Annotated in this window: 27 protein-coding genes; 14 read left to right on the plus strand and 13 right to left on the minus strand. The window is 64.4% G+C overall.

The annotated features are described in order from the left end of the window. Positions 1–181 precede the first annotated feature (181 nt). The 4 genes from P5W99_RS09680 to P5W99_RS09695 all read left to right on the plus strand — a co-directional run bounded on the left by P5W99_RS09680 (position 182) and on the right by P5W99_RS09695 (position 2,729). The gene (locus P5W99_RS09680; RefSeq protein WP_421024308.1) at positions 182–433 is read left to right on the plus strand and encodes a (2Fe-2S)-binding protein; all 252 of its coding nucleotides are present in this window, start codon (positions 182–184) and stop codon (positions 431–433) included. Between the two features lie 294 nt (positions 434–727). Then, positions 728–1,498, plus strand: coding sequence for a TonB family protein (locus tag P5W99_RS09685; protein ID WP_434660421.1), 771 nt, complete (start codon positions 728–730; stop codon positions 1,496–1,498). 66 nt (positions 1,499–1,564) lie between these two features. Then, the gene (locus P5W99_RS09690) at positions 1,565–2,290 is read left to right on the plus strand and encodes a MotA/TolQ/ExbB proton channel family protein (protein WP_421024310.1); all 726 of its coding nucleotides are present in this window, start codon (positions 1,565–1,567) and stop codon (positions 2,288–2,290) included. Between the two features lie 19 nt (positions 2,291–2,309). Next, complete coding sequence (locus P5W99_RS09695) at positions 2,310–2,729, plus strand: ExbD/TolR family protein (protein WP_421024311.1); 420 nt, start codon at positions 2,310–2,312, stop codon at positions 2,727–2,729. Positions 2,730–3,210: 481 nt separating this feature from the next. Here P5W99_RS09695 and P5W99_RS09700 read toward each other — a convergent pair whose 3' ends face one another. Beyond that, positions 3,211–4,230: a LysR family transcriptional regulator gene (locus tag P5W99_RS09700; protein WP_421024312.1), complete on the minus strand. Its 1,020-nt coding sequence runs from the start codon at positions 4,228–4,230 to the stop codon at positions 3,211–3,213. A 122-nt stretch (positions 4,231–4,352) separates the two neighbouring features. Between P5W99_RS09700 and P5W99_RS09705 the strand changes: the two genes are divergently transcribed. From P5W99_RS09705 to hemP, 4 genes are all read left to right on the plus strand, one after another. After that, positions 4,353–5,234: a pirin family protein gene (locus P5W99_RS09705; protein WP_421024313.1), complete on the plus strand. Its 882-nt coding sequence runs from the start codon at positions 4,353–4,355 to the stop codon at positions 5,232–5,234. Positions 5,235–5,390: 156 nt separating this feature from the next. Beyond that, on the plus strand, positions 5,391–5,789 hold the full coding sequence (locus P5W99_RS09710; protein ID WP_421024314.1) for an OsmC family protein: 399 nt from the start codon (positions 5,391–5,393) through the stop codon (positions 5,787–5,789). Positions 5,790–5,827: 38 nt separating this feature from the next. Beyond that, positions 5,828–6,313 (plus strand): SRPBCC family protein, encoded by a 486-nt coding sequence (locus P5W99_RS09715; protein ID WP_035523086.1) that lies wholly within the window; start codon positions 5,828–5,830, stop codon positions 6,311–6,313. A gap of 228 nt (positions 6,314–6,541) precedes the next feature. Then, on the plus strand, positions 6,542–6,796 hold the full coding sequence (gene hemP / locus P5W99_RS09720; protein ID WP_421024315.1) for a hemin uptake protein HemP: 255 nt from the start codon (positions 6,542–6,544) through the stop codon (positions 6,794–6,796). 281 nt (positions 6,797–7,077) lie between these two features. Here the strand turns inward: hemP and P5W99_RS09725 are convergent, their stop codons facing one another. The 6 genes from P5W99_RS09725 to uvrB form a co-directional block, all read right to left on the minus strand. Continuing rightward, positions 7,078–7,485, minus strand: a complete 408-nt coding sequence (locus P5W99_RS09725; RefSeq protein WP_421024316.1) for a GlcG/HbpS family heme-binding protein — start codon at positions 7,483–7,485, stop codon at positions 7,078–7,080. A gap of 145 nt (positions 7,486–7,630) precedes the next feature. After that, positions 7,631–9,061 carry a 4Fe-4S binding protein gene (locus P5W99_RS09730; protein ID WP_421024317.1) on the minus strand — a complete coding sequence of 477 codons (1,431 nt, stop codon included), beginning with the start codon at positions 9,059–9,061 and terminating at the stop codon, positions 7,631–7,633. Continuing rightward, positions 9,058–9,903, minus strand: coding sequence for an FTR1 family iron permease (locus P5W99_RS09735; RefSeq protein WP_421024318.1), 846 nt, complete (start codon positions 9,901–9,903; stop codon positions 9,058–9,060). The genes P5W99_RS09730 and P5W99_RS09735 overlap by 4 nt, the downstream gene beginning before the upstream one ends. 81 nt (positions 9,904–9,984) lie before the next feature. Beyond that, positions 9,985–10,338: a cupredoxin domain-containing protein gene (locus P5W99_RS09740; RefSeq protein WP_421024319.1), complete on the minus strand. Its 354-nt coding sequence runs from the start codon at positions 10,336–10,338 to the stop codon at positions 9,985–9,987. 60 nt (positions 10,339–10,398) lie between these two features. Further along, the gene (locus tag P5W99_RS09745) at positions 10,399–10,947 is read right to left on the minus strand and encodes an iron transporter (RefSeq protein ID WP_421024320.1); all 549 of its coding nucleotides are present in this window, start codon (positions 10,945–10,947) and stop codon (positions 10,399–10,401) included. A 248-nt stretch (positions 10,948–11,195) separates the two neighbouring features. Continuing rightward, the gene (uvrB, locus tag P5W99_RS09750) at positions 11,196–13,277 is read right to left on the minus strand and encodes an excinuclease ABC subunit UvrB (RefSeq protein ID WP_421024321.1); all 2,082 of its coding nucleotides are present in this window, start codon (positions 13,275–13,277) and stop codon (positions 11,196–11,198) included. 268 nt (positions 13,278–13,545) lie between these two features. On the opposite strand from uvrB, the gene P5W99_RS09755 reads away from it, so the two are divergent. Next, on the plus strand, positions 13,546–14,745 hold the full coding sequence (locus tag P5W99_RS09755; RefSeq protein ID WP_434660426.1) for an amino acid aminotransferase: 1,200 nt from the start codon (positions 13,546–13,548) through the stop codon (positions 14,743–14,745). Between the two features lie 95 nt (positions 14,746–14,840). On the opposite strand, the gene P5W99_RS09760 is transcribed toward P5W99_RS09755, so the two are convergent. Together P5W99_RS09760 and P5W99_RS09765 are read right to left on the minus strand one after the other, a co-directional pair. Beyond that, positions 14,841–16,196 (minus strand): DUF3734 domain-containing protein, encoded by a 1,356-nt coding sequence (locus P5W99_RS09760; protein ID WP_421024323.1) that lies wholly within the window; start codon positions 16,194–16,196, stop codon positions 14,841–14,843. Between the two features lie 15 nt (positions 16,197–16,211). Continuing rightward, the gene (locus P5W99_RS09765) at positions 16,212–17,015 is read right to left on the minus strand and encodes a 3-hydroxybutyrate dehydrogenase (RefSeq protein ID WP_129562382.1); all 804 of its coding nucleotides are present in this window, start codon (positions 17,013–17,015) and stop codon (positions 16,212–16,214) included. 237 nt (positions 17,016–17,252) lie between these two features. Between P5W99_RS09765 and P5W99_RS09770 the strand changes: the two genes are divergently transcribed. From P5W99_RS09770 to P5W99_RS09780, 3 genes are all read left to right on the plus strand, one after another. Continuing rightward, entirely contained in the window at positions 17,253–18,224 is a 972-nt protein-coding gene (locus tag P5W99_RS09770; RefSeq protein WP_434660429.1) for a potassium channel beta subunit family protein, read from the plus strand. 168 nt (positions 18,225–18,392) lie between these two features. Beyond that, entirely contained in the window at positions 18,393–19,238 is an 846-nt protein-coding gene (locus P5W99_RS09775; RefSeq protein WP_434660431.1) for a 23S rRNA (adenine(2030)-N(6))-methyltransferase RlmJ, read from the plus strand. Between the two features lie 196 nt (positions 19,239–19,434). Beyond that, complete coding sequence (locus P5W99_RS09780) at positions 19,435–20,472, plus strand: IS481 family transposase (protein WP_421028684.1); 1,038 nt, start codon at positions 19,435–19,437, stop codon at positions 20,470–20,472. 30 nt (positions 20,473–20,502) lie between these two features. Here P5W99_RS09780 and P5W99_RS09785 read toward each other — a convergent pair whose 3' ends face one another. From P5W99_RS09785 to cueR, 3 genes are all read right to left on the minus strand, one after another. Then, positions 20,503–20,838 carry a hypothetical protein gene (locus P5W99_RS09785; RefSeq protein ID WP_434660433.1) on the minus strand — a complete coding sequence of 112 codons (336 nt, stop codon included), beginning with the start codon at positions 20,836–20,838 and terminating at the stop codon, positions 20,503–20,505. Between the two features lie 195 nt (positions 20,839–21,033). Then, positions 21,034–21,180 (minus strand): DUF3563 family protein, encoded by a 147-nt coding sequence (locus tag P5W99_RS09790; RefSeq protein ID WP_129562385.1) that lies wholly within the window; start codon positions 21,178–21,180, stop codon positions 21,034–21,036. 375 nt (positions 21,181–21,555) lie between these two features. Next, complete coding sequence (gene cueR, locus P5W99_RS09795) at positions 21,556–21,972, minus strand: Cu(I)-responsive transcriptional regulator (RefSeq protein ID WP_421024326.1); 417 nt, start codon at positions 21,970–21,972, stop codon at positions 21,556–21,558. Between the two features lie 159 nt (positions 21,973–22,131). Here cueR and P5W99_RS09800 point away from each other — a divergent pair, with 159 nt between their 5' ends. Both P5W99_RS09800 and P5W99_RS09805 read left to right on the plus strand, forming a co-directional pair. Continuing rightward, entirely contained in the window at positions 22,132–22,338 is a 207-nt protein-coding gene (locus tag P5W99_RS09800) for a heavy-metal-associated domain-containing protein (RefSeq protein ID WP_421024327.1), read from the plus strand. A gap of 13 nt (positions 22,339–22,351) precedes the next feature. Then, positions 22,352–23,296, plus strand: a complete 945-nt coding sequence (locus P5W99_RS09805; RefSeq protein ID WP_421024328.1) for a dTDP-4-dehydrorhamnose reductase family protein — start codon at positions 22,352–22,354, stop codon at positions 23,294–23,296. A 43-nt stretch (positions 23,297–23,339) separates the two neighbouring features. Here P5W99_RS09805 and P5W99_RS09810 read toward each other — a convergent pair whose 3' ends face one another. Beyond that, positions 23,340–26,870 (minus strand): error-prone DNA polymerase, encoded by a 3,531-nt coding sequence (locus P5W99_RS09810; RefSeq protein ID WP_421024329.1) that lies wholly within the window; start codon positions 26,868–26,870, stop codon positions 23,340–23,342. Positions 26,871–26,886 lie beyond the last annotated feature (16 nt).

A 26,886-nucleotide genomic window follows, 5' to 3' on the forward strand; every position in this document is an offset into this window, starting at 1 on the left:
TCCAGGCTTCTGCCTTCCAGCCCCATTTCCCGGCAACCCTCCGGGCGCCTGTCCATATTGATCGCACGCAAAACCCGTACTAAGGGTCTGGTTCTGTTACAAAAAATCTGTCTGCATGCTTGCCAAAGCCGGCAAACATAATGATAATAATTCGCATTAACTCTCTTTATTGCGGTCCATCATGATTGTCTGCGTGTGCAAGTCCGTCTCCGACCGAACGATCCGCGCCTCCATCGCGGAAGGCATGGACTCTTTCGACGAGTTGCAGTTCGAACTCGGCGTCGCGACCTGCTGCGGCAAGTGCGAGGAATCCGTGCGCGAAGTGATGGCGCAAAGCGGCGCTTGCGCCACGCACTGCGGCGTGAGCCATGCGCACCCAACAGCCATGCCGCAAGCCGCTCCCCTGACGTTCTACGAGCGCAAGGCCGCCTGATTGCTGCGCCGCGCGCCTCGTCCCTCACCACTGGGGCGCGCGCCTTCGCTGTACCGCTCGCACGCGTTCACGCCAGAGCGCTTTACTGCCCGCCTTACCGCCGACAGCAAGCCAGTTTCACGACCAGCCAGCTAGTCCCCGTGTCCTTTTGAAGAGGAGTGTGCCGGGATGGAATTGCTGATTGGATTCGTGACCACTGTATGCATTTCGCTGTTGATCTTTCGCAAATAAAGCCGCCCGTCGCGAAGCGTTGCCCAGCCTGCGCGCCGTCGCCTTTCGGATGGCCACGCTAACATGCAGGCTTCCCAAACCTCCGCCAACGCGCAAATGCTTCCCGTTTTGCGTCCTTCGGGCACGCAACGCCGCGTCGTGACCGCGTGCGCGATCGTCGTCGCGCTGCACGCCGGACTCATTGCCGTCGCGCTGTACCAACGCAACGCCATCACGCCTGTTTCGCTCGAATCGCGGACCATCACGGCCGAACTGCTCCGGCCCGAACCCGTCGCCGCGCCAGCCGCGATCCAGTCGATGCCCACGCCGCCGCGCCCCACGCCGGTTCAGCGCGTGAGCCGCGAGCAACCCAAGGTCCAGCCCAAACCCAAGCCGACTCCCGCACCGGTGCCGGTCGCCGACGCGCCCTCGCAGCACGTGGTCGAGACGAGCGTGCCCGCCGAACCGGCGCCGCCCATGCCCGCTGCACCCGCTGCACCCGCCGCGCCCGCTCCGGCGCCCGCAACGCAGGCCGCCGCCCCCGCGCAAGGCAAGCCGACGATGGCACTTGCCGCGCCCAAAAACGTCTCGCATCTCGACTGCGACATCGTCGAGCCCGACTACCCGATGCTCTCGAAGCGTCGCGGCGAAACTGGCGTGGCCCACGTGCACTTCGTGGTGGGGCTGACCGGCAAGCTCGAAAACATCGAACTAAAGAAGAGCAGCGGCTACAGCCGCCTCGACGACGCCGCGCTAGCCGCGATGCGCAACAGCACCTGCAAGCCGTACATGGAAGACGGTCAGCCAGTGCGCGCGGCCTACACGCAGCCATTCGATTTCAGCCTGCAAAACTAACGACGCAGTCATCTGCGCAGTCATCCGAATTGCACCGTTTAGACGAATTGAAATAGAGGAAAAACCATGCAGAACTACGGTATCGCCCACGTCTGGGCGCAAGGGGATTTCGTGACGCGCGGCATCGCGCTCGCGCTGCTGATCATGTCGGTGCTGTCGTGGTGCGTGATCGTCGTGAAGGGCTGGAACGTCGCGCGCCTGAAGCGCCTCACGAAGAACGCCGAGACCTCGTTCTGGCATTCGGACGATCTCGCCGAAGGCGTGAAAAAGCTCGGTAGCGGCACGCGCGAAGACAACCCGTTCCTCGCGCTCGCGCTCTCGGGCCAGGAAGCCGCCGAGCATCATCATCAGACGCAGCCGCATCTGCACGATCGCATGGACGTCTCGGACTGGATCACGCGCTGCCTGAAGGACACCATGGACGACTCGATCGCGAAGATGCAATCGGGCCTTGCGATCCTCGCCTCGATCGGCAGCACGGCGCCGTTCGTCGGCCTGTTCGGCACGGTGTGGGGCATCTATCACGCGCTGCTGACCATCGGCGCGACGGGCCAGACGTCGATCGACGCGGTGGCGGGCCCGGTGGGCGAAGCGCTGATCATGACCGCATTCGGCCTGTTCGTCGCGATTCCCGCCGTGCTCGGCTACAACGCGCTCACGCGCGCCAACAAGTCGGTCGTCACGAAGCTCAACCGCTTCGCGCACGGCCTGCATGCGTTCTTCGTGACGGGCGCGCGCCTGTCGTCGACGGCGAAGGGTGGCAATCTGCGCGTCGCCGCGCGCAACCACTAATCGAGCGGAGGCCAGCAACATGGCGATGAGCCCCTTTGCCAGCGACGATGACGACGGCCTGATGAACGAGATCAACATGACGCCGCTCGTCGACGTCATGTTGGTTCTCCTGATCGTCTTCATGGTGACGATTCCCGTGATCCGCCACGCCGTGAAGATCGACCTTCCGCATGCGAGCAGCCAGAAGGAAGACGCGAGGCCCGCGCAGATCAACCTCGCGATCGAGGCGGACGGCACGGTGCTGTGGGACGGCGCGGCCGTCGACGCCGACGCGCTCAAGACGAAGATCGCCGCAGCGGCGCAACAGCAGCCGCAGCCCGAGCTGCACCTGAACGCGGACCGCAAGGTCGCTTACGAAAAAGTCGCGCAGGTGATGTCGGCCGCGCAGAGCGGCGGCCTGACCAAACTCGGCTTCGTCACCGATCCCGCCCGCCATTAAGTGGTCGATGAGCGCGCGGAATCGAAGCAACCGGAGACTTCGAAGTCCAAAGTAAAAGGCCCTCATCGTCAGATGAGGGCCTTTTTTCGTGCGCACGCGGCGCATTCGGGCGGTGGCGACGATCCCCGACAATCGTTCGGTTCACATCGGCACATGCGACTTGCCGTGATCGACACGGACTGCGCTTTCAGCCCTGAAGGCTCGCTATGATAGCGGCCATCAATTCCCGCACAAGACCGGTGCTTGGCGAGAGGGATTTCAATATATTCCTCTCGCCGTCCACGTTCAATACTTCGGCCATTGAAAGTAACGATTGCCGGCGGCGCTTAAATGCCTAAACACAAACGGCGCACAAGCAAGGCACCAGCGAGCCACAAAGAGCCCATTTCGCACTATGCGCATCGGCTCGAAATTCGCGCACGCGCAAGCGCGTACATGTTCGCAAAGCTCGTGCTTTCACGTGCGACTCGCCGCGCACATCTCAAACCGTTTCGCTCTTGCGCACAGCCTTCGCTGGCGCCACGCTGCTCCCCTTACCCTGCTCCATCAGCGCGACCACGTCGCTCCTGAGCGGGCATTCCTGCTGCAGGCCCTGCCCCGAATCGAGCACTTCGACCAGATAGTCAACGAACGCGCGCACGGCGGGAACCATGCCCTGGCGCGAGAGAAATACCGCATAAAGCTGCGGCACCGGCAGCGTCCAGCCCGGCATCACCGGCGAGAGCTTGCCGGTGCGCAGCGCGGCGCCATACATCATTTCCGGCATCGCCGCGATGCCGAGGCCGGCCAGCACGGCTTCGCGAATGATCGTGAGGTCGGCGGTAATGAGCCTTGGCTCGTGCTCGTGCGCGTGATGCGTGCCGTCCGGCGCGATCAGGTGGTACACGTGGCGGCCATCGCTCGTGGGCGTGTCGAGGGTCTCGAAGCGCGCGAGGTCCTCGGGCGCGAGCGGCGGCGCGTTCTGCGCGAGCAGGCTGGGCGCGCCCACCAGCATCTGCTCGGTGCGCCAGAGCGGCCGCACCACAATATTGGCGTTCTCCGGCGGCTCCGAGCGCACGCGCAAGGCGATATCGACCGAGTCTTCGAAAAGGTCGATCACGCGGTTCGTCACGCGCATCACCACCCGCACTTCAGGGTAGCGATGCATGAACTCGGGAATGATTTGCGAAAAGATGGTTTGCGACAGCGTGACCGGCACGCTCACGCGCACCGTGCCGCGCGGCGATGAACGCAGCGACTGAACGACGTTCACCGCGGCCTGCGCCTCCGAGAGCATCGCGCGGCAATGCTGGTAGAACAGCTCGCCGGCCTCGGTAAGCGCGAGCTTGCGCGTGGAACGCTGCAACAGACGCACGCCGAGCGACGCCTCCAGTTCGCTCACCCGCCGCGACAGGCGCGACTTCGAAATGCCGAGCACGCGTTCGGCCGCCGAGAATCCGCCGTGCTCCACCACCTGCGAGAAGTACATCAGGTCGTTCAGGTTGTGCGAATCGATTTGCATGTCGTCGTTCCAGCGATGGGACAATCCATTGCGATCAGGCCGCCAAACAGGCCAAATCGGCTACCTATAATAGCGGTTTGTTTCGCATATCGCGTAATTCCCATTTTTTCGAGGTGATATCCATGTCGGCCGTCCGCTCGATCGCCCACGTCTTTCCCGCCGTTCGCACCACCGAGGGCGGTGGCTTCATCGTCAACCGGCCCTTCCCCACCCGCCAGCTAATGGATTTCGACCCGTTCCTGCTGCTCGACGAGATGGGCCCGGTCGACTATGCGCCGGGTGCGGCGAAGGGCGCGCCCGATCATCCGCACCGGGGCTTCGAGACGGTCACCTATATGCTCGAGGGCCGCTCGGGCCACAAGGACTCGGCCGGCCATTCGGGCACGCTCGCGCCCGGCGATGTGCAATGGATGACGGCGGGCGCGGGCGTGGTCCACAGCGAAATGCCCGACCCCGAATTCGTCCGCACGGGCGGCCGCATGCATGGGCTGCAGTTGTGGGTGAACCTGCCCGCCAGCGACAAGATGATCGCGCCGCGTTATCAGGAGATGCCGCACGCGCGGATTCCGCAGGGCCGCTCGGCGGATGGCCGCGCCACGGTCAAGGTGATTGCCGGCGAGTCGCTGGGCGCCACGGCGGCCATCGAGACGCGCACGCCCATCCTGTATTTGCACTTCACGCTTGCGCCCGGCGCGCGCGTCGAGCAGCCCGTGCCCGCGGGCTGGAACGTGTTCGCCTACGGTCTTTCCGGCACGGCGCAATACGGGGCGAATGGCGAGGCGATCGGCGCGCAGCACATGGTGGCGTTCGCCGACGATGGGGACACCGTCGCGATTTCCACGCCCGCCGACGCGGCCGAGCCCGCCGAAGTGCTGCTGATCGGCGGCCTGCCGCTTAACGAACCGGTCGTGCGCTACGGCCCGTTCGTGATGAACACCGAGCAGGAGATCCGCGAGGCAGTGCTCGACTATCAGGCTGGGCGCATGGGGCACATCGCGCACTGAGTGCACAGGGAGCGCGCCGGGCGTTTCGAAATTGCGCGGCGCGCATGGTCGACACCTCCGCAACTTGAGCCGCTTTCCGTCACAATAAGACTTTCCATGCCGCGCCCGACGGGCTGCGGCGTGTTCCCTTTCAACCGTTCCGTCCGCGAGGAGCGCATGGCCGAAACCGCAGTCACCGCACAGATTGGCTCGACCAACTACAAGGTTCAGTTCGACGATGGCACTCACACGTGGTTCGCCGACGAACCGGCATCGGCCGGCGGCGGCGACAGCGGTCCTTCGCCCTTTGCCCTGCTGCTGTCGAGCCTCGGCGCCTGCACTTCGATCACGCTGAAGATGTATGCGCAAAGAAAAGAGTGGCCGCTCAAAGGCGTGCGCGTGAAGCTGTCGATGCAAACCGGCAGCGAAGGCACCACGATCGATCGCCAGATCGCGCTCGATGGCGCACTCTCGAACGAGCAGCGCGAGCGTCTGCTGCAGATCGCCAACGCATGTCCGGTCCACAAGGTCCTGACGAATACGATCACGATCCGCTCGGGGCTTGTCGCCGCATGAGCGGCGACGGACGGAAACAGCCACAAGAAGGCCGCGCCTTGAATTTCGAACACCTCATCCAGATCAACGACCCGCTCAACCCGCTCGTCCTGCCCATGACGCGCGAGCAGCTTTGGGAAGGTCTCGTGCTACGCGCCGAGCAGCCGCAGCTTTTCGTGATCGGTCTCGACGACTGCACGATCCTTTCGCGCGAAGGCAATACGCTCGAACGTGAGCTGCATTACGGCCAGGCCACGGTGCGCGACCGCGTCACGCTCACGCCGAACGACAACGTGCGTTACGACATCCTCCCGACTGCGGACTACGTGGGCGGCTCGCTCACGATGACGATCGAGCAGCCCGACGAGTTGCAGTTGTTCCTGCGCTTCGAGTACCGCACGACGCTGCCGACCGCCGATACGGAAGACGACCGCCAGACCTCGGAGATCGTGAAGTCGGCGTATCGCGAGTCGGATATCGACACCGTGCGGCTCATTCGTCAGTACGTGCAGGGGCTGGGCGAACCGGAAGCGCCGCTGCACTGAGCGGCTGCACTGAGCGGCTGTACCGAGCGGCTGTACCGAGCGGCTGCACTGAGTTGCCGCACTGAGTTGCAGCACACTCCTCGCCACGCGCCCGGCTAGATGCCGGGCGTCGTCTTTTGTGAGCCAAGCTATCGACACAGGATTTCGATGAGTTTCTCGATATTGCAAATGGGAACGATTATCATTTAATATGAACTCATCGAATCGAGATCCAACCCCGTCACGCTCATGACCGAATTCAACCGCTCGTCGACACTCAGCGTGCGCCGCACTGGCTCCGCCCTCACCGGCACGCAAAAGAGCGCCAGCCCGGCCATCGCAAAGACCCACTCGGCGGCCACGGCCGCCCCGCAAACGGGCGCCGATCGCCCGCTCGCCAGCGCCGCGCTGCTGCAGGGCCGCAGCCACGTGAGCATCGTGCATAACGGCGAGACTTACCAGTTGCGGGCAACGCGGCTCGGCAAGCTGATTCTGACCAAGTGATGTTTTAGTTTTCAGTACCGGGTATTGTGGGGACCGCCTCCACCGAGAGGCGTTGGGCATTAGCCAGCAACGACGGCTTGCACGCGAGACTAGACCCCTTCGTTCGTGCATCCCTCCTTCAAGCAGCCGTCGCAGCCAGCCAGGCCGTTTTTTTCCCATGCTCAAACCGTAGCGGCACACGAAGCGTTGTCGCACGAAGCAAAAAAGCAGAAAGCCGCGGACGATTGCCGCGGCTTTCTGCTTTTGCTGTCACACGCGTCATGGCGCGATGATCGCCATGCTTACGTGAGGTTCAGCGCCTTGATGCCCGCCAGTGCAATGGCCGCGTCCTGGTCGGCCTTCACGCCCGAGACGCCCACCGCGCCAATCACGTCGCCGTTCGCGATGATCGGCAAGCCGCCTTCGAGCATGGCCGTGAGCGGCACGCTCAGGAACGCCGTGCGGCCGTCGCGGATCATCTCCTCGAAGAAGCGGCTTTCGCGGCGCCCCAGCGCGGCCGTGCGCGCCTTGCCTGGCGCCACGTCGCTGCTGATCGGCGGCGCGCCGTCGAGGCGACGCAAATACAGCAGATGCCCACCGTCGTCGACGATCGAAATCGTCACCTTCCACTCGTTCGCACGAGCGTGCGCAATAGCCGCATCGGCCACTTTGATCACGTCTTCGTCGGTTAGTACTGCTCTGGTTCGCATACGTGTCTCCGAATAGTCAAAAATGGGTGGCGCACCGCCAGTCCGGCTTTTGAGAGTACACGCACACTCGCGCCGTGGCGCTGCCCTTCTTCGTATACCCGTCATTCGCCATCGACGAAGCTATGCGGCCCGGGTCATCCGGGGCTCAATGCGCCCAGCCCCAGAACATGAGCCACCACGCGCTGTCGACCACGGCAAGCGCCGCGCAGAAGCCCGCCAGCGCCAGCGCACGTTGCCACAGACGCGTGCTGTAGCGTCCCGTGACGCGCCACGCGAGCCACGCGCTCCACGCATTGGTGATTACGAGGATTGCAATGCGCACGCTCGAGGCCCAGTCGAGTTGCATGTGCTCGGCGCGCAACAACGAGAGCGTCGTGGCCGACAAGCCGAGGAACACGCCCGCGCCCGCGAGCGGAATGAGCGCCTGCGCAAAGTGATGGAGCCGGCGCATATCGAAACGTCCGACGAATACGGTCGAGAGCGCGAGAGTCGCGAGCAGCACCGTGCCGTAAACGAGCCCCGTCACGACGATATAGCCGACGATCATGGTGCCGTCGAGCCACGAAAACACATCGTTTTGCTCGGGGTAATGCGTGAGCAGGAACCACGGCGCATTGGTGTCGAGCGGCCAGGTGATGTTCTGGTCGATGAGCCAGCCCGCGATCGACTGCTTGAGGTCGACGAACCACCGCGAGGCGGTCCAGTGAAACGCGCCGATCGCAATGCCAAGGAGTCCGTACAGAATAAGTGCGGTGTCCCAGCCGCTCGCCTGCTTGTCGCCGAGCGCCACCACTTCTTCCGAAGGCGAGCGCCACGTGAGCGCGATCGCATCGCGGTGGCCGCTGCAGCGCCCGCACATGTGGCACGCCGCGGCGCCCTTCATGTTGCGCAACGGCACGAGCGGCGCGCAATTCACGGGAATCACGCGTTTGCCGCCATGCTCGCCGTGCGTGTACGAGTTGCGCCACGCGTCTTCATCGACCTTGAAGTGAAACGGCGCGAGACGCGCCAGAAGCGAAAAAACCCCGTTCACGGGGCAGAGATATTTGCACCAGACGCGCTTTTCGCGCCCGTACAGAAAGCCGATCACCATCGCGCCGAGCGTGGAGCCGCCCAGCACGAGCAACACCGCCTTGGGGTACTGATAGACGCTCACCATCTGGCCGTAGATGGTGGTGAGGCCAAACGCCACGAACGGCCAACCGCCCCAGCGCATCCAGTGCGGAATGGACTTGCCGCGCCCGAACTTGCTCGCGAACTCGCTGAGCGCGCCCTCGGGGCACAGCACGCCGCACCACACGCGCCCGAGCAGCACCATCGAGAGCAGCACGAACGGCCACCAGATGCCCCAGAACACGAACTGCGCCGCGAGCGTGAGGTTGTTCCACAGATGCGCCGTATCGCCGGGCAGCGGCATGACGGCGGGCACGAGAATCAGGAACGCATAGACCGCCACAACCACCCACTGCACGGCGCGAATGACCGCACCGTGCCGCTGCATCCATTGGCCCGCCTGAGCGAGCCAGCGCTGCCTCAGCGTCCGCTGGGCCGGGCCTTGGCCCAACGAACAACTCATGCTGCCTTCCTCTTGGTCACGGCGGCGGCACGGCCGTCCGCGCGGCGAGCGAGGAACCACACCACGAGCCAGTACACCGCATAGGCGATCAGGTTCATGAGCGCCGGGTGGGCGCGGTAGCCCGTGAGCGTCGCGACGAGCGAGCCGAAGGTGCCCGAATCGTCGAGGATCGCCGACGAATTCCACACCTGGTCGACGATCGTCGGCAGGACTTCCTTGTCGATGAGCTTGTCCACGCCGGTCTGGAACAGGCCCGCGCCGAGGAACAGCAGCATGATCTCGGTGACGCGGAAGAAGTGGCGCCACGAGAACACCTTGCCGCCCAGTTGCAGCAGGTAGAACGTGAGGAGCGCGAGGCCGAGGCCCAGCAGCACGGCCATGTACTGGCCCGCGTCCACGTGGCCCGACTGGCCAAAGCCGAGGCCGTACAGGAAGATCACCGTCTCGCTGCCCTCGCGCGCGATAGCGAGCGCAACGAGCACCGTGATGCCCCACCAGTTCGCGTCGCGCGTCGTCTGCTCGAGCGACTGCTCCATCTCGCGCTTGAGCGTGCGCCCGTGCTGCTTCATCCACAGCACCATCTGCACGATCAGCACACACGCGACCAGCACCATGCCGGTCTGGAAGTAGTCCTGCGCGTCGCCGGAGAGCACCTCCGTGAAGCCCACGAGCGCCGCGCCCAGCGCGACCGCCGCCAGCACGCCGAGACCCACGCCGGCCCACAAATACGGCAAACCGCGACGCGCATCATCGTCGCCGTTTCTCAGCCACGCATAAAGAATGCCGACGACGAGCAGCGCTTCGACGCTCTCCCGCCAGACGATGAACAAGACCTGACCCATTGATACACCTCCTGCCGCCGGCCGCATTTGAACTGCGGCGCCGGCCACGTTCCCTGCTACGCAACACTCACCTGACGACGCTCATTTGGCGACAATCACGCCCTGCGCCTGCTGATGAAAATCGTCGAAGAATTTGTACTCGCCCGGATCCAGCGGCGCGATCACGACAAACGAGTCCGCGCCTGGCGCAAGCACCTTCTCCTTGCGCAACTGGACGCTCTCGAACTCCGCCGCGCCCTTGCCGGTGTTGCGCACTTCGATCTTGATGCGCTTGCCCGCCGGCACCTCGATGCGCGCGGGGTTGAGCTTGCCGTCGGTCATTTCCAGCTTGAACGTCGGCATATCCTCGGCGTGCGCCAGATTGGCCACGCCCGCGAGCGGCGCGGCAAAAGACGCGCACAGCGCGAGCGTCGCAAAATTCCGGATTCCAGTCATCGGGGTTACCTGCTCCATCGAGTCCAGCGATGTGCCGCGACTAATCGCGACCCGTAACGATTAATAGCCGCCCTTCTTGCCGATGCCCGCGAACGGGAAGTCGTATTCGAGCGTGATGGGCTTGAACCACGGGCCCACGCCGGTTTCCTTGTCGACGTGACGGCCGAACGCCATGTGGCCCGTCTGCATCGGCGCGTCCACGATCAGCTTCAGGTGGTACTTGCCCGGGCCCGCGAGCTTGACGTTATCGCCATAATGCGGGCCGTCGTTCGCGACCATCGGCATCAGGTCGCCCTTTTGCACGTAGCTCGAACCCGGCTTGGTCAACTCGTAGTGAACCTGCAGATACGGCATCCAGTCGCCTTCGGCGAAGCCGGTCGGATTGTTCTTCACCGCGTGAATATCCGACTCCAGGTGGATATCGGACTCCGACGCCTTGCGCATCATGCCCTCCGGCTCCATCGTGATCGGCTGCAGATAGACCGCGCCGATTTCCATGCCGCCCTGGATTTGCTGCTTGCCGATCGGGTATTCGGCCGCCTGGGCCGCGAACGCCGCGCCCGCGGCCGCAATGGCGACAGTGCCGCGCAAGAGAGAATGGATCCGCATCGAAACTCCTGGTGTTCTTATGAGTGACATGACCATCGAACCGTTTCGCACATGTACGTAATAACGATAATGCGAACAATTCTCAATAATGGCCGAGTTTAACACCGAAGTTGATGTGAAACAAAGAGCCGCACGCGGAAAACTTCACTGCAACAGGGTTTTCGCAACGCTGCCTCAATGCTGCCTCAACGCGGGCTTACGGCACGCGGGCTTACGGCAGCCCGCAGCAAAGGCGCGGCTCGGGATGCTCAGGCCGGATGATCGTCCACATTGGCCCCGAATACGCGCCGGCGCAGCACCGCGAGCTGGTCGCGCGTCTGCGCGGCCTTCTCGAATTCGAGGTTCTTCGCGTAGTCCATCATCTGCTTCTCGAGCTTCTTGATCTCCTTCGCGATCTGCTTTTCATTCATGTCCTCGAACTTCGCGCGCTCCTGCTCCTCGCGCAGCTCGGCGCGCGCCTCGTCCACGTTGTAGACGCCGTCGATGATGTCCTTGATGCGCTTGACCACGCCGCGCGGCACGATGCCGTGCTCTTCGTTGAAGGCGATCTGCTTGGCGCGGCGGCGCTCGGTCTCGTCGATGGCACGGCGCATCGAGTCGGTGATGCGGTCGCCATAGAGAATCGCCTTGCCGTTCACGTTGCGCGCCGCGCGGCCGATCGTCTGGATGAGCGAGCGCTCGGCGCGCAGGAAGCCTTCCTTGTCGGCGTCGAGAATCGCCACGAGCGAGACCTCGGGAATGTCGAGGCCCTCGCGCAACAGGTTGATGCCCACCAGCACGTCGAAGGTGCCCAGACGCAGGTCGCGGATGATCTCCACGCGCTCGACCGTATCGATGTCGCTGTGAAGATAGCGCACCTTCACGCCGTGGTCGGCGAGAAACTCGGTGAGCTGCTCGGCCATGCGCTTGGTGAGCGTGGTCACCAGCACACGCTCGCCTGCAGCCACGCGCTCGTTGATCTCGGCGAGCACATCGTCGACCTGGGTGGCGGCCGGGCGCACTTCGATCACCGGATCGACGAGACCCGTCGGGCGCACCACCTGCTCGGCGATCTGTCCCGTGACTTTTTTCTCGTAGTCGGCGGGCGTGGCCGAGACGAACACGACCTGGCGCATCTTGCGCTCGAACTCGTTGAACTTGAGCGGCCGGTTATCGAGTGCCGAAGGCAGGCGAAAACCGTAGTCGACGAGATTTTCCTTGCGCGCGCGGTCGCCGTTGTACATGCCGTTGAGCTGGCCGATCAGCACGTGCGATTCGTCGAGGAACATCATCGCGTCGGTGGGCAGGTAATCGACGAGCGTGGGCGGCGGCTCGCCGGGCAGCGCGCCCGAAAAATGCCGCGAGTAGTTCTCGATGCCCTTGCAGAAGCCCAGTTCCTGGAGCATTTCCAGATCGAAGCGGGTGCGCTGCTCGAGGCGCTGCGCCTCCACGAGCTTGCCTTCCGTGTGGAAGAACTCGAGCCGCTCGCGCAGCTCGGACTTGATCGTCTCGACCGCGCGCAGCACGGTCTCGCGCGGCGTCACGTAGTGCGACGACGGATAAACGGTGAAGCGCGGAATCTTCTGGCGCACGCGGCCCGTGAGCGGGTCGAACAGCTGCAGCGTCTCCACTTCGTCGTCGAAGAGTTCGAGACGCACGGCCATTTCGGCGTGCTCGGCCGGGAAGATGTCGATGGTGTCGCCGCGCACGCGGAAGGTGCCGCGCTGGAAATCCTGCTCGTTGCGCGAGTACTGCATCGCGATCAGGCGCGCGATGACGTCGCGCTGGCCGATGCGATCGCCTTGGCGCAGCGTGAGGATCATCTGGTGGTACTCGGACGGATTGCCGATACCGTAGATCGCCGAGACGGTCGCGACGATCACCACGTCGCGGCGCTCCATCAGGCTCTTGGTGGCCGAGAGCCGCATCTGCTCGATGTGCTCGTTGATCGACGAATCCTTCTCGATGAAGAGATCGCGCTGCGGCACATAGGCTTCCGGCTGGTAGTAGTCGTAGTACGAGACGAAGTACTCGACCGCGTTGCGCGGAAAGAACTCCCGGAACTCCGCGTAAAGCTGCGCGGCGAGCGTCTTGTTGGGCGCAAACACGATGGCCGGGCGGCCGAGGCGTGCGATGGTGTTGGCCATCGTGAAGGTCTTGCCCGAGCCGGTCACGCCAAGCAGGGTCTGAAACGAAAGACCGTCCCCCACCCCTTCGACGAGCGTTTCGATGGCGGTCGGCTGGTCGCCGGCCGGCGGATACGGCTGGTAGAGCTGAAACGGCGAGCCTTCGTACTGAACGAACTTCGACTCGTCGAGCGCGGGCGCGTCGGCGACGGTGTGGTCGGACATGGGTGACATCCTGGGCGCTGAGCAAACAACTATTCTAGCGTCTTGCGCGTTCTTGCCGATGGCCTCGTCAGGGCGGCCGCGACGAGCCATCCGGCGCGCAAGCGTCGGTCGGCATTGAAAAAAATGGCCCCGCCAATGTCGCTGTCGGCGAAAAAACGGCCCGAGGATTCGTTACAATGGCGAGTTGCGTGGCCGGCTGCCCGACGCAACCCGCAACACCCGCAGCGCGCGGCCCACCGAGCTTCTCACTCACTTTTGCCGAACCATCATGTCCCTCTTTTCCGCTGTCGAACTCGCCCCCCGCGACCCGATCCTGGGTCTGAACGAAGCCTATAACGCCGATACGCGCGCGACCAAGGTGAACCTCGGAGTGGGCGTGTACACCAACGAAGAAGGCAAGATTCCGCTGCTGCGCGCAGTGCGCGAAGCGGAAAAGGCCCGCGTCGAAGCCGGTCTGCCGCGCGGCTACCTGCCCATCGAAGGCATTGCCGCCTATGACGCAGCCGTGCAAAAGCTGCTGCTCGGCGACGACTCGCCGCTGATCGCAGCGGGCCGCGTCGTCACGGCGCAGGCGCTGGGCGGCACGGGCGCGCTGAAGATCGGCGCCGACTTCCTGAAGCGCGTGAACCCGAACGCCACGGTGGCGATCAGCGACCCGAGCTGGGAAAACCACCGCGCGCTGTTCGAAAGCGCCGGTTTCGAAGTGGTCGCCTACCCGTACTACGACGCGCAGACCAACGGCGTGAACTTCGAAGGCATGCTGAACGCGCTCAACAGCTACGCCGCGGGCACCGTCGTCGTGCTGCACGCGTGCTGCCACAACCCGACCGGCGTGGACCTCACGATCGACCAGTGGAAGCAGGTGATCGAGGCCGTGAAGGCGCGCAACCTCGTGCCGTTCCTCGACATCGCTTATCAAGGTTTCGGTGACGGCATCGCCGAAGACGGCGAAGTCGTGCGCCTGTTCGCCGCTTCGGAACTCAACGTGTTCGTCTCGTCGTCGTTCTCGAAGTCGTTCTCGCTGTATGGCGAGCGCGTGGGCGCGCTGTCGATCATCACCAACAGCAAGGAAGAGTCGGCGCGCGTGCTCTCGCAACTCAAGCGCGTGATCCGCACGAACTATTCGAACCCGCCGACGCACGGCGGCTCGGTGGTTGCAGCGGTGCTCGGCTCGGCCGAACTGCGCGCGATGTGGGAAACCGAGCTGGGCGAAATGCGCAACCGCATTCGCGCGATGCGCACGGGCCTTGTCGAGCGCCTCGCGGCAGCGGGCGTGGACCGCGACTTCAACTTCATCAACGTGCAGCGCGGCATGTTCTCGTACTCGGGCCTGACCGCGGCGCAAGTCGATCGCCTGCGCGAAGAATTCGGCATCTACGCCGTGAGCACGGGCCGCATCTGCGTGGCCGCGCTGAACACGCGCAACCTCGACGCCGTGGCTAACGCCATCGTGCAAGTGCTGAAGTAAGGCAATACAGGCACAACCCGGGCGCAGCCCAGGCACAAAGAAAAGCGCCCGTTCGAAAGAGCGGGCGCTTTTTGTTTTCTGGCGCGCGCCGTTTGCTAGCCGCCGTGCTCCCCATTGCCGGGCCCGCGGCTGTCGCGGTGAATGTCGTGCGTGACAAAGCCGGAGTCGTTGTCGGGCTTGTCGAGCCAGTCCGGCTGCGAGAGCGACGCGCGAATGTCCTCCAGACCGCTCGCCCAGTGCTCGCGCATCGTCGAGACGCCGAACTGGAAGTCCTTGAAGTGGCCTTCGTACTCCTTCTGCCGGTAGATCAGGTGGATCACGTTGTACTTTTTCGAGCACGAAAGCTCGTCGGCCAGCTTGACCCACGCGTCGTCCCGATGCTCGGGCGCGACGCGATTGAGCACCTCGCGCAACACGTGCCGGTAACGCTGTGCACGCTGGAGCATGTCGGTCACGAGACGCGTGCGGCTCGAGTACTGAATGTCCTTCACGCGGCCCTGAACGTCGGCGATGCTGTCGGGCACCGGCCCGCGCGCGCTCCAGAGATCCACCTGGAACGCGAGCGTGTCGCGCCGGGGCGAAGTCTGGATCACCTCGTAGAGCGGCGTATTCGACATCAGCCCGCCGTCCCAGTAATACTCGCCGTCGATCTCCACCGCCGCGAAACCCGGCGGCAACGCCCCCGAGGCGATGAAGTGCTCGGACCGCAGCTTCGTGGTGGTGTTGTCGAAGTAGACGAAGTTGCCGCTCGCCACGTTCACGGCCCCGACCGACACGCGAGTCTCGCGTGAATTTATGCGATCGAAGTCGCACAGGCGTTCGAGCGTGGCCTTGAGCGGCTTCGTATCGTAATAGCTCGCCTTCTCCGGATGCCCGGACGCCTGCGGCAGCGGCGGCGGAACGCGCGGCACGAAAAAGCCCTTCTGGCCTTCGACCACCGCGCTCGCCGCCTGCATGGCCGTGAAGGTCTTGCGGATGGCCTCGCCCGAGTTGAACAAAGCGTGCTCGATGAAGGCCGGCAACGGCGGCGTGTAGGCCGGCTGGCAGATCGTCTCCCAGAACTCGCGCAGGCGCGCCACGCGATGCTCGGGCGCATTGCCCGCGATCAGCGCCGTGTTGAGCGCGCCGATCGAGATGCCCGCGATCCAGTTGGGCGTGATGCCGGCCTCGACGAGACCTTCGAATACGCCCGCCTGATAGGCCCCCAGCGCGCCGCCGCCTTGCAGCGTAAGCGCAACGGTCTCCCACTGCGCGCAAGCGCTTGCGCACTTCGAGGCAAATGGCTGCGGGCACGCGGCTGACGACGGCGCAGGCTTTGCGCGCGCCCGCGAGCCCGGCTCCTTATCGGATCGCACATCGGATTGCACATCGGAGCGCAACCCGGTTCCGCTGCGCGCGCCCTCATCTCCAACTGCGCCCGATTCGATCCGCCCTTTCTTGCGCTGCGCCATGGCCGGCTCTCCGCGTTATTGCATGAACCAGCCGTGGCTCACCACGAACGACTGGCCGGTGAAGGCCGCACTCGGAAACGCAGAGAGGAACAACACCGTTTGCGCCACGTCCTCGACCGTCGTGAAGATGCCATCGACGGTGCCGCCCAGCATCACGCGCTTGACCACTTCTTCCTCGGAAATGCCCAGCTCCTTCGCCTGCTCGGGAATCTGCTTTTCCACCAGCGGCGTGCGCACGAAGCCCGGACACACCACATGCGAGCGCACGTTGTGCTTGCCGCCTTCCTTCGCGAGCACGCGCGCGAGACCCAGCAGCGCATGCTTGGCCGCCACATACGCCGACTTGAGCGGAGAAGCCTCGTGCGAATGCACCGAGCCCATATAAATCACGACGCCGCCGCGGTCGTCCTTGTACATGTGCTTGAGCACGGCCTTGGTGGTAAGGAACGCGCCATCCACATGAATGGCCTGCATCTTCTTCCAGTCGGAGAACGCGTAGTTTTCGATGGGGTTCACGATCTGGATGCCGGCGTTCGAAACGAGGATGTCGACCGGGCCAAGCTCGGCCGCCACGCGGTCGATGCCCTGGTTCACGGCCTCTTCGCTCGTGACGTCCATGGCCACGCCGATGGCCTTGCCGCCCGCGCCCTTGATCTCCTCGGCCACGGCGTCGGCGCCGCTCTGGTTGAGGTCGGCGATGGCGACCGCCGCGCCCGCCTGCGCGAGCGTGAGCGCAATCTGCTTGCCGATGCCGCTGGCCGCGCCAGTAACCACCGCAACCTTGCCATCGAGCTTCGTATTCAGAGTGAGAGACGACATCGAGCACCTCCAGGTAGTAGACGAGATGAGACTCCAGCGCACGCATGCCGTCAAACCTGTCGAATGGCTTAAGGATTTGCCTACGCCATTCGGCCGGATGTTGCGCCGCAGCCAACCGCGCTATTGTGCATGAAGCCGCGCACCGCGCACGTCGATCCCGACAATGTCGGCGCGCCGCGAGTGCTCAGCACACCCGCACGGATCATGCTAAGTTGGCCGCTCTACAAGGAGGCGTTCATGAACTATCGGCGACTGGGCCGCTCGGGCCTGCAAGTCAGCGAACTGTCCATCGGCTCGTGGGTCACCTACGGCAATCAGGTCGATCGCAATCTCGCACGCGAATCGCTTGCTGCAGCGCGCGACGCGGGCGTCAACTTCTTCGACAATGCCGAGGCCTACGCGGGCGGCAAATCGGAGGAAATCATGGGTCAGGCGCTCAAGGAACTCGCCTGGCCGCGCGTGAGCTACGTGATGTCCACCAAGTTCTTCTGGGGCTTGAACGAGGCGCCCAACCAGTATCACACGCTCAACCGCAAGTACCTCATGAACGCCATCGACGGCTCGCTCAAGCGGCTGCAGCTCGATTACGTCGACCTGGTGTTCTGCCACCGCCCCGATCCGAACACGCCCATCGAGGAAACCGTCTGGGCCATGAGCGACATGATCTCGCGCGGCAAGGCGCTCTATTGGGGCACCTCGGAGTGGAGCGCCGACGAAATTCGCGCCGCGTGGGACATCGCGGACCGGCATCACCTTCACAAGCCCGTCATGGAGCAGCCGCAGTACAACCTGTTCCACCGCCGCCGCGTGGAAAGCGAATACCGGCGGCTCTATGAAGACATCGGCCTCGGCCTCACCACGTGGAGCCCGCTCGCCTCAGGCATGCTCACGGGCAAATACCGGGGCGGCGTACCCGCCGGCAGCCGCGCCCTGTTGCAGGGCTACGACTGGCTGCGCAAGGAAGTCACCGACGCCGACAAGAACGAGATCGTCGGCCGGCTCGCGGGCTTCGCGAAGGAGCTGGACTGCACGGTGGGTCAGCTTGCGCTCGCGTGGATTCTCAAGAATCCGCACGTGAGTACGGTGATTACCGGTGCGTCCCGCGTCGAGCAAATCGGCGAAAACATGCTGGCGCGTGAAGTGGCGCAGAAGATCACGCCCGAGGTGAAGGAGAAGATCGAAGCGATAGTCGGCGACAGCTACGATTGAGGCGCGCTGCGCGCATGGCGATCGGCACGATACGCCGTGCCAAAGCGCCGGCGTGGTACCGCGGTTGTACAATACGCGACCTCGTCGGCGCGCCCGCATGCATTACCGGGCCGCGCGCGCACTTGCCTGCATTTTTTCGATCCCCACCGACCTCGCGTCCGCCCCATCATGCTGAGCTACCGTCACGCCTTCCACGCCGGCAATCATGCCGATGTCCTCAAGCACGCCGTCGTCGTGCAACTGCTGCAATACCTCGGCAAGAAGGACAAGGCGTACTGGTACATCGACACCCATGCGGGCGCGGGCGCCTATGCGCTGCGCGAAGGCTACGCCACGAAGAACGCCGAGTTCGACACCGGTATCGGCAAGCTCTGGGGCCGCACCGATCTGCCGGCGATGCTGGCCGAGTATGTCGATGAAGTCGCGGCGCTCAATCCCGACGGCGAACTGCGCTTCTATCCCGGCTCACCCTATCTCGCCTGGCGGCTGATGCGCGAACAGGACCGCATGCGCCTGTTCGAGCTGCACAGCACGGAGATCGACGTGCTGCGCCACCGCTTTCGCGATGCAGGCCGCCGCGTGATGATCCACGCGGGCGATGGCTTCGACGGCATCAAGGCGCTGCTGCCCCCGCCGCCGCGCCGCGCGCTCGTGCTGATCGACCCGTCGTTCGAGGACAAGCGCGACTACGCACGCACCATCGCGTGTGTGGAGGAAGGGCTTCAACGCTTTGCCACCGGCACTTACGCGGTCTGGTATCCACAGGTCACGCGGCCGGAGTCGCAGCGCTTTCCCGAGCAACTGAAGCGCATCCAGGAAAAGAACTGGCTGCACGTCACGCTGTCGGTCAGCCGTCCGCCTGAAGACGGTTTCGGCCTGTACGGCAGCGGCATGTTCATCCTGAATCCGCCCTACACGCTCGCGGCCACGCTCAAGGAAACCATGCCGTGGCTGGTCAAGGCGCTCGGCATGGACGAGGATGCGCAATTCAAGATCGAATCGCGCGGCGACTGAAATTCACGCGCCCCGCACGGCACTGGCTGCGCGGCGCTGCCCGATGCGCGCCGGCATCATTGCGGCGCGGGTCTTGGCATAAGCTGCAGTGGACTAGACTAAATCTGACAGTGGTTGGTTTCTCATGCTGGCGCGCGTTGGCGCGGAGGGCGTAGCCCGTAGCGCAATGCGCGCCGCGAACAGCAAGGAGTCCGCCATGACTCAGGAGCAGAAGGTAATTCGTGCCAAGGTCGGCATACTTGAGTTGGCCCGGCAGCTCGGCAACGTCAGCCAGGCGTGTCGCGTGATGGGTTACTCGCGCGACAGCTTCTACCGATTTAAGGAACTGTACGATCGAGGCGGTGAGGCTGCGCTGCAGGAGATTTCCCATCACCGGCCGTTGCTCAAGAACCGCGTAGATCCGCAGATCGAGGCCGCCGTTGTCGAGCTGGCCCTCGAATTGCCAGCCTACGGCCAGATCCGTATCGCCAACGAAGTCCTCAAACGACATGCCCTGTCCGTTTCGCCCCAAGGCGTCCGTAGCATCTGGTTGCGCCACGATCTCGAGACCATGTCGAAGCGCCTGAAGGCCCTGGAAGCCAAATCCGCCCAGGAGGGTTTGGTGTTGACCGAGGCGCAGCTCGTCGCGCTCGAACGCGCCAAGCACGAGAAGGAAGTGCACGGCGAATTCGAGTCAGAGTGTCCAGGCTACTGCGGCGCGCAGGATACGTTCTATGTCGGCAACCTCAAGGGCGTAGGCCGTGTCTACCAGCAGACTTTCGTCGACACCTACTCGAAAGTTGCATTCGCCAAGCTCTATGATCGCAAGACGCCCTTGCCGGCGGCGGACCTGCTCAACGATCGCGTGGTCCCGTTCTTCGACGGCTTCGGCATCCCGCTGCTACGCGTGCTGACAGACCGCGGTACCGAATACTGCGGCAACCCCGAGCATCACGAATACGAGCTGTACCTGGCTGTGGAAGACATCGACCATACCCGAACAAAGGCCAAGTCGCCGCAAACCAACGGGATCGTCGAGCGACTGCACAAAACCATGCTCAACGAGTTCTACCGCATCGCTTTCCGCAAGAAGATCTACGAATCGATCGCTACCTTGCAGACGGACCTTGATGCGTGGCTCGACCAGTACAACAATGAACGGGAACATCAGGGACGGTGGTGTTACGGCAAGACGCCGATGCGCACCTTTCTCGATTCGCTGGAACTCGCCAAGGAGAAACTCATTCCCCATTGACCGCTTCCTCTCTATCGGCCCGACTACCTGTCAGATCGAGTCCCGGCTAATACACATAAGCCGAGGCGGCCGTCCTCCGCCACCCGGCACCTCCACATAGGGCGCGACGATGATCGGCACCTGCGAGCCGTCCGCCCCCGTCCCGTTCAGTGTGGGCAACGACGGGGTCTGCACCATCGGCTGAGACGAAAGCGGCGCGTTCTGCAGCACCACGCCCGACTGGCCATCGCTGATGCCTTGCTGCGTATCCAGAATCAATGGCTTGCCGGCTGCGAGCGCGCCGGCACTCATCAGCCCTGTCGCCAGAACGGCGCTCGCCATGAGCGCGTGGCTCGTCCACCTGCGACCAGAACGATTTGACTTCATGAACATCCCCCGATCAATGCGCGGCTGGTTCTATACAAGACGCTATATCGGCCCTTCGCAAAAAGACTTTACCTTGCCACTGCGGCAAGGTTCAGTCTGCATCGCGTGAGCACCGGGGGATACCGAAGCGGGTCCAGAAATGACAAAACCCCGCCAGATGCGGGGCTTGTGGCAGTGCGGAATTCTGCTGACTGCTTAGCGCGTGTAGCCGTGCATTTCGATCAAACGGATGCGCTGCTCGAGTTGCACGAGGTCGGCGGACGTCGAGAGATACGCTTCGCGGCGACGGCGCTCTGCAGTTTCAAACCAGTTGCTCAGCTTTTCAAGAAGGTATGCAAACATGATGTGTTCTCCAAGGATCGGTGTATCCCCGGTGGATTTGCATCAGGGATTACCCTCGTAAGGGATAACCCGCATTATAACGATTGCAACCGGCTTTGCTAGTGAATTGATCGAATACGGTGCATTCCATTCTGGAATGGTGCATCCGGGGAATTTGTGCAACATCCTGTTTTATCGACTAATTTCCCCACAACCCCGGCAAACCCTCGCGCATCATGCGACGAAATGCACCCGAATTGTGCAATGCATCTCGAAAGTTGCGACAATTTGCCAACGAGGTTGCACCTTCGGGCCTCGATTCGGGCCTCGATTCGGGCCTCGATTCGGGCCTCGATTCGGGCCTCGATTCGCTCCCCGTTCGACTTGCCGGCAGGTTCAAGCCGTGGCGTCGGGCGCCACCGGTTCCGCGGCGGCAAGCCGCTCGATGATCGGGCAGTCCGGCCGCTCGTCGCCGTGGCAATGGGCCGCCAGATGCTTGAGCGTATCGCGCATCTGCGTGAGTTCGGCAATACGCTGGTCGAGTTCGGACACATGTTCGAGCGCGATTGCCTTGACCTCGGCGCTCGCGCGCGAGCGGTCATGCCAGAGCGCGAGCAGGCGGCGGATATCTTCGACGAGAAAACCCAGACGCCGCGCCTGGCGGATGAAGCGCAGGGCGTGCACCTCTTCCATGCCGTAGACGCGGTAGCCAGACTCAGTGCGCCCCTTCGGCGCGAGCAGCCCAACGCTCTCGTAGTAGCGGATCATTTTTGCCGTGACGCCCGATGCGCGCGCCGCTTCGCCGATGTTCATGCTGCGCCCCTGAATTTTCGATGATTCGATGCTACACCTTCCCACGATGGGAAGGTGTAGCATCCTCGCAGCCTTGTCACTAGCAAAGTCCGTCACTGGCAAAATCCGTCCATGGCCCTATTTGCTCCTCTATCCGTTCTCTTTAAGAAGGAAACCATCATGATCCAGTTCAACGTCGAAGGCATGAGCTGCCAACACTGCGTCGGCGCCGTCACGCGCGCGATCCACGAACACGATGCCGCCGCGAAGGTCGAGATCGATCTGGCCACGGGCCGTGTGAGCGTCGAGTCGAAGCAAAGCGCCGAGGTGCTCAAGGCCGCCATCGACGAGGCGGGCTACACCGTCACGGGCACGGCCGGCGCGTGATGCGAGGCGCGCCATGTTCAAGGTTGCCGTAGCAGGGGCTTCCGGGCTGCTCGGGCGCGCGCTCGTGCGCGAGCTTGCAGCGGGGACGGACTGGCAGGTCGTGTCCACCGCATTCAGCCGCGTGGGCGCGGGGCAAGTGGCGCTCGACGTGCGTGACGCTCGCGCGGTCGACGCATTCGTCGCCGAAGAGGCGCCCGACGCCATCGTGATTGCCGCCGCCGAGCGCCGCCCCGATGTGTGCGAGCACGATCCGGCGGCAGCGCGCGCACTCAATGTCGATGCCGTGCGCAGCATTGCGTCGGCCGCGCGGCGGCGCGGCGCGTGGGTGCTGTCGATCTCCACCGACTACGTGTTCGACGGGGCACACCCGCCCTATCGCCCCGATGCGGAGCCGAATCCGCTCAACGCCTATGGCCGCAGCAAGCTCGAAGGCGAGCGCGCGCTGCTCGACACCGCCGACGACGCGCTCGTGCTGCGTTTGCCGCTGCTGTACGGCCCGATCGTCGACTGGCAGGAATCGGCGGTCACGAGCCTCGTACCGGCGATTCGCGCTTCTGCGCAGGCTGGCGCCGCGCCCGCCGTGATGGACGCCTGGGCCACTCGCTATCCGACCTTCACGCCCGACGTCGCGTTCGTGATTCGCGAGTTGCTCACGCGCTGCGCGGACGGCAGCGCGGTGCGCGGCATCGCGCAATGGTCCGGCGACGAGCCGATGACCAAATACGACATCGCGCAGCGCATCGCGCGCGCGCTGGGCATCGAGGCGCAGCTCGTCGCGCAGACAGCGGCCATGGACGCGACGCCGCGTCCGCGCGACTGCCACCTCGACTCGGGGCGGCTCGAAGCGCTGGGGATCGGCCGGCGCACGCCCTTCGACGCGGGCATTCGCGCGGTGCTCGACGCTTTCGTGCGCAATCCGGTGCGCAATCCGGCGCGCGACCTTGGCCAAGCCCGGTAAGCGCCGGGCGGGCACCCCGTGTCATGCCCGGCGCTCTTCCCCTTCAATGAAAATCGCGGCTCTGGGTGGCGAGCCGCCCGAGCAATCGGCTGTGATCCTCCAGCCGGTGCGCGACCAGATGCACGACCTCGCCCTCGCGCTGCACGACGCCCGCCACCGCCAGCAACGACGCCCCGAGCAGCTCCCTGCGCTGCGACTCCACGAGCGTCGCGTGCACGATCACGTTGACCGAGCCGGTTTCGTCCTCGAGCGAGACGAAGATCGTGCCGTTCGCCGTGCCGGGCCGCTGCCGCACCGTGACGATGCCACACACGCGCGCGAGCATGCCGTGACGGCACTGCGCCAGTTGCGCCGCGCTGCGAAAGCGCTGCTTAGCCAGCCCCGGCCGCAGCAGTTCGAGCGGATGACGGTTGAGCGTGAGGCGCAGGCTCGCGTAATCGGCGACGATCTCCGCACCCTCCGAAGCGCGCGGCAAGGCGAGCCGCGCTTCGGCCACGGGCGCATCGCGCAGTAGCGCGGGCACCGCGTGCTGCGCGGTCACGGCCCACCACGCCTCGCGCCGATGCCCCGCAATGCTCGCAAGCGCATTGGCCGCCGCGAGCGCCTCGAGCTCCCGGCGCGTGAGCGCGGCGCGGCGCGCGAGATCGTCGACGTCGACGAACGGCGCACGCGCACGCGCGGCCATCACGCGCTGCGCGGCATCCTCCGAAAACCCCTTGATGAGGCTGAAGCCCAGGCGCACCGCCGGGCCTCTGCGCCCGTAATGCCGGGGTGGCAGCGCAAGATCCGCGCGCACGATGCGCCTGAGACCGTGCATGAACGGGCGGCGCCGTTTTCGCCTGCCATCACGGCCGTGCACACCGTCATGCTCCCGGCCACGCCCGCCTCCATTTCCCGCGCCTGCGCCTGCCGCGCCCATCGCGTCCTTGTGCACGAGCGCGGCGGCACTCAACAACGCGCGATAATGCGCCACCTCGACACAGCGGGCGGATGCACCATCGGCACCAAGCCGCACGCCCGGCTGGTCGCGCACCTCCAGCACGGACGCCCAGTCGCTCAGCGCAATATCGGGCGCGCGCACCTGCACGCCGTGACGCTTCGCATCCTGCACGAGCTGAGACGGCGAATAGAACCCAAGCGGCTGACTATTCAGCAGTCCGACCAGAAACGCGGCGGGCTCGTAGCGTTTGAGCCATGAACTCGTGTAGACGAGCAGTGCAAAGCTCGCCGCGTGGCTCTCCGGAAAACCGTAGTCGCCGAAGCCCTCAATCTGCTTGCAGATGCGCTCGGCAAATTCCTCCGTATAGCCCTTCGCCTTCATCCGGCGCTTGAGGTCGTCCTGATACGGCCGCAGATCGCCGTCGCGCCGCCACGCGGCCATCGCGCGGCGCAGCTTGTCGGCTTCCTCGCCGGTGTAGCCGGCGGCGACCATCGCGAGATGCATTACCTGCTCCTGGAAAATCGGCACGCCCAGCGTGCGCGCGAGCACCGGGCGCAGATCCTCCTTCGCGTACTCGACCTTTTCGTCGCCATGCCTGCGCTTCAGATACGGATGCACCATGTCGCCCTGTATCGGCCCGGGCCGCACGATCGCCACCTGGATCACGAGGTCGTAATACTCGCGCGGCCGCAAACGCGGCAGCATGCTCTGCTGCGCGCGCGACTCGATCTGAAACACGCCGACGGTGTCCGCGTGACAGCACATCTCGTAGACCGCCCGATCCTCGGACGGAATGTCTTGCACACGAAACTCCGGCAGCCCGCGCCGCAACGCGACGCATTCGAGCGAGCGCCGGATCGCCGAAAGCATGCCGAGCGCGAGCACGTCCACCTTCAGCAGACGCAGCGCATCGATATCGTCCTTGTCCCATTCGATCACATAGCGGTCCTTCATCGCCGCGTTCTCGATGGGCACGAGACGCGAGAGCTTGTCCTTCGCGATCACGAAGCCGCCCACGTGCTGCGAGAGATGGCGCGGAAAGCCGCGCAGCTCGCGCGTGAGACGAATCAGTTGCTGCGTGACGTGCGAGTCGGGCGAGAAGCCCGCTTCCTCCAGATGGCTCGCGATCGAATCGGGCCCGTCCCACCACTGATGCGCGCCCGAGAGCTTTTCGAGGAGCGCGTTGTCGAGACCGAGCGCCCTGCCCACGTCGCGCAGCGCGCTGCGCGAACGGTACGTGATGAGCGTTGCGGCCAGCGCGGCGCGGCGTGTGCCGTACTTGCGATAGATGTACTGAATGACCTCTTCGCGCCGCTGATGCTCGAAGTCGACGTCGATGTCGGGCGGCTCGTTGCGAGCTCGGGACAAAAAGCGCGCGACGAGCATGTTCATGCGCACCGGATCGATCTCCGTGATGCCGAGGCAGTAGCAGACCACCGAGTTCGCCGCCGAGCCGCGCCCCTGGCACAGAATGTTCTGCGAGCGTGCAAAGCGGACGATGTCGTGCACCGTGAGAAAGTATTTTTCGTACTTCAGCTCGGTAATCAGCTTGAGCTCTTCCCCGATCTGCTTGCTGCGCTTCTCGTTCAGACCGTCGGACCAGCGTTCGGCGGCGCCTTTCATCACGAGCTTTTCGAGCCATGAGGCGGGCGTCTCGCCCGCAGGCACGAGCTCCTCGGGATACTCGTAGGCCAGCTCGCTCAGGCAAAACGTGCAGCGGCGCGCGACTTCGAGCGTCGCATCGAGCGCATCGCGCGGATACAGCGCGCCGAGCCGCACGCGCGAGCGCAGATGACGTTCGGCATTCGGTTCCAGCGCGCGGCCGCACGACGCGAGCGGCTTGCCGATGCGCACCGCGCTCAGCGTGTCCTGCAATGGCTTGCGCGAGCGCGCGTGCATCAGCACACCGCCCGCCGCCACGAGCGGCAAGCCGCTTTCCTGCGAGACGTGGCGCAGCACTTCGATCTGCGTGTCGTCGCCCCCCGTTTGCCAGAGTTCGAGCGCGAGCCATGCGCGCTCGGCCGCGAAGCCCGCGAGCCAGTGCGCGGCGCGCAGCGTCTGCGCGAGCGTGGCCGCTCGCTGCGGCACGAGCAGCAACACGCAGTCGCGCAGATGCTTCAGATGCGCGAAGTCCGGCTCGGGATCGGTGAAGTCGGACGGATGCACGCGGTAGTGGCCTTTTTCCGCGCGCGAGCGCGCGAGCGTGATCAGCTCGCACAGGTTGCCGTAGCCCTCGCGATTCATCGCGATTGCAACGAGCGTGCAGAACGGCGCGCCGTTTTCATCGACGAGATTCAGCTCGCTGCCGATCAGCAGATGCAGCGACGGCACGAACGGGCCAGGCGCCGGCACGGCACCGGCCGCCGCGGCATTGTCATGCGCCTTTTTGCGCGCTTCGTCGTATTCGTTGAGCGCGCTATACGCACGCACGATGCCGGCGAACGAGCACTCGTCGGTAATCGCAAGCGCGCGATAGCCGTGACGGATAGCCTGCTCGACCAGTTCGCCCGGGCGCGACGCGCCGCGCAGGAACGTGAAGTTGCTCAGGCAGTGCAGCTCCGCATAATCGGGCAGCGCCGGCCCCTGCGAAGAAAGTTGTGCAGGCAACGATGCGCCCGCTCCACGGTTCGACATGATGCGGAAGATGAAA

Source organism: Paraburkholderia sp. A3BS-1L (assembly GCF_051125215.1).
Lineage (GTDB): Bacteria > Pseudomonadota > Gammaproteobacteria > Burkholderiales > Burkholderiaceae > Paraburkholderia.

Excerpts from the sequence above, each read along its gene's own strand:
- P5W99_RS09810 (WP_421024329.1), bottom strand. The coding sequence starts at position 26,870 with ATGTCGAACCGTGGAGCGGGCGCATCGTTGCCTGCACAACTTTCTTCG.
- hemP (WP_421024315.1), top strand. The coding sequence starts at position 6,542 with ATGACCGAATTCAACCGCTCGTCGACACTCAGCGTGCGCCGCACTGGC.
- P5W99_RS09775 (WP_434660431.1), top strand. The coding sequence starts at position 18,393 with ATGCTGAGCTACCGTCACGCCTTCCACGCCGGCAATCATGCCGATGTC.
- P5W99_RS09790 (WP_129562385.1), bottom strand. The coding sequence starts at position 21,180 with ATGTTTGCATACCTTCTTGAAAAGCTGAGCAACTGGTTTGAAACTGCA.
- P5W99_RS09745 (WP_421024320.1), bottom strand. The coding sequence starts at position 10,947 with ATGCGGATCCATTCTCTCTTGCGCGGCACTGTCGCCATTGCGGCCGCG.
- P5W99_RS09755 (WP_434660426.1), top strand. The coding sequence starts at position 13,546 with ATGTCCCTCTTTTCCGCTGTCGAACTCGCCCCCCGCGACCCGATCCTG.
- P5W99_RS09785 (WP_434660433.1), bottom strand. The coding sequence starts at position 20,838 with ATGAAGTCAAATCGTTCTGGTCGCAGGTGGACGAGCCACGCGCTCATG.
- P5W99_RS09725 (WP_421024316.1), bottom strand. The coding sequence starts at position 7,485 with ATGCGAACCAGAGCAGTACTAACCGACGAAGACGTGATCAAAGTGGCC.
- P5W99_RS09730 (WP_421024317.1), bottom strand. The coding sequence starts at position 9,061 with ATGAGTTGTTCGTTGGGCCAAGGCCCGGCCCAGCGGACGCTGAGGCAG.
- P5W99_RS09780 (WP_421028684.1), top strand. The coding sequence starts at position 19,435 with ATGACTCAGGAGCAGAAGGTAATTCGTGCCAAGGTCGGCATACTTGAG.
- uvrB (WP_421024321.1), bottom strand. The coding sequence starts at position 13,277 with ATGTCCGACCACACCGTCGCCGACGCGCCCGCGCTCGACGAGTCGAAG.
- cueR (WP_421024326.1), bottom strand. The coding sequence starts at position 21,972 with ATGAACATCGGCGAAGCGGCGCGCGCATCGGGCGTCACGGCAAAAATG.
- P5W99_RS09805 (WP_421024328.1), top strand. The coding sequence starts at position 22,352 with ATGTTCAAGGTTGCCGTAGCAGGGGCTTCCGGGCTGCTCGGGCGCGCG.
- P5W99_RS09740 (WP_421024319.1), bottom strand. The coding sequence starts at position 10,338 with ATGACTGGAATCCGGAATTTTGCGACGCTCGCGCTGTGCGCGTCTTTT.
- P5W99_RS09685 (WP_434660421.1), top strand. The coding sequence starts at position 728 with ATGCAGGCTTCCCAAACCTCCGCCAACGCGCAAATGCTTCCCGTTTTG.
- P5W99_RS09735 (WP_421024318.1), bottom strand. The coding sequence starts at position 9,903 with ATGGGTCAGGTCTTGTTCATCGTCTGGCGGGAGAGCGTCGAAGCGCTG.
- P5W99_RS09690 (WP_421024310.1), top strand. The coding sequence starts at position 1,565 with ATGCAGAACTACGGTATCGCCCACGTCTGGGCGCAAGGGGATTTCGTG.
- P5W99_RS09800 (WP_421024327.1), top strand. The coding sequence starts at position 22,132 with ATGATCCAGTTCAACGTCGAAGGCATGAGCTGCCAACACTGCGTCGGC.
- P5W99_RS09765 (WP_129562382.1), bottom strand. The coding sequence starts at position 17,015 with ATGTCGTCTCTCACTCTGAATACGAAGCTCGATGGCAAGGTTGCGGTG.
- P5W99_RS09760 (WP_421024323.1), bottom strand. The coding sequence starts at position 16,196 with ATGGCGCAGCGCAAGAAAGGGCGGATCGAATCGGGCGCAGTTGGAGAT.
- P5W99_RS09700 (WP_421024312.1), bottom strand. The coding sequence starts at position 4,230 with ATGCAAATCGATTCGCACAACCTGAACGACCTGATGTACTTCTCGCAG.
- P5W99_RS09695 (WP_421024311.1), top strand. The coding sequence starts at position 2,310 with ATGGCGATGAGCCCCTTTGCCAGCGACGATGACGACGGCCTGATGAAC.
- P5W99_RS09710 (WP_421024314.1), top strand. The coding sequence starts at position 5,391 with ATGGCCGAAACCGCAGTCACCGCACAGATTGGCTCGACCAACTACAAG.
- P5W99_RS09770 (WP_434660429.1), top strand. The coding sequence starts at position 17,253 with ATGAACTATCGGCGACTGGGCCGCTCGGGCCTGCAAGTCAGCGAACTG.
- P5W99_RS09705 (WP_421024313.1), top strand. The coding sequence starts at position 4,353 with ATGTCGGCCGTCCGCTCGATCGCCCACGTCTTTCCCGCCGTTCGCACC.
- P5W99_RS09680 (WP_421024308.1), top strand. The coding sequence starts at position 182 with ATGATTGTCTGCGTGTGCAAGTCCGTCTCCGACCGAACGATCCGCGCC.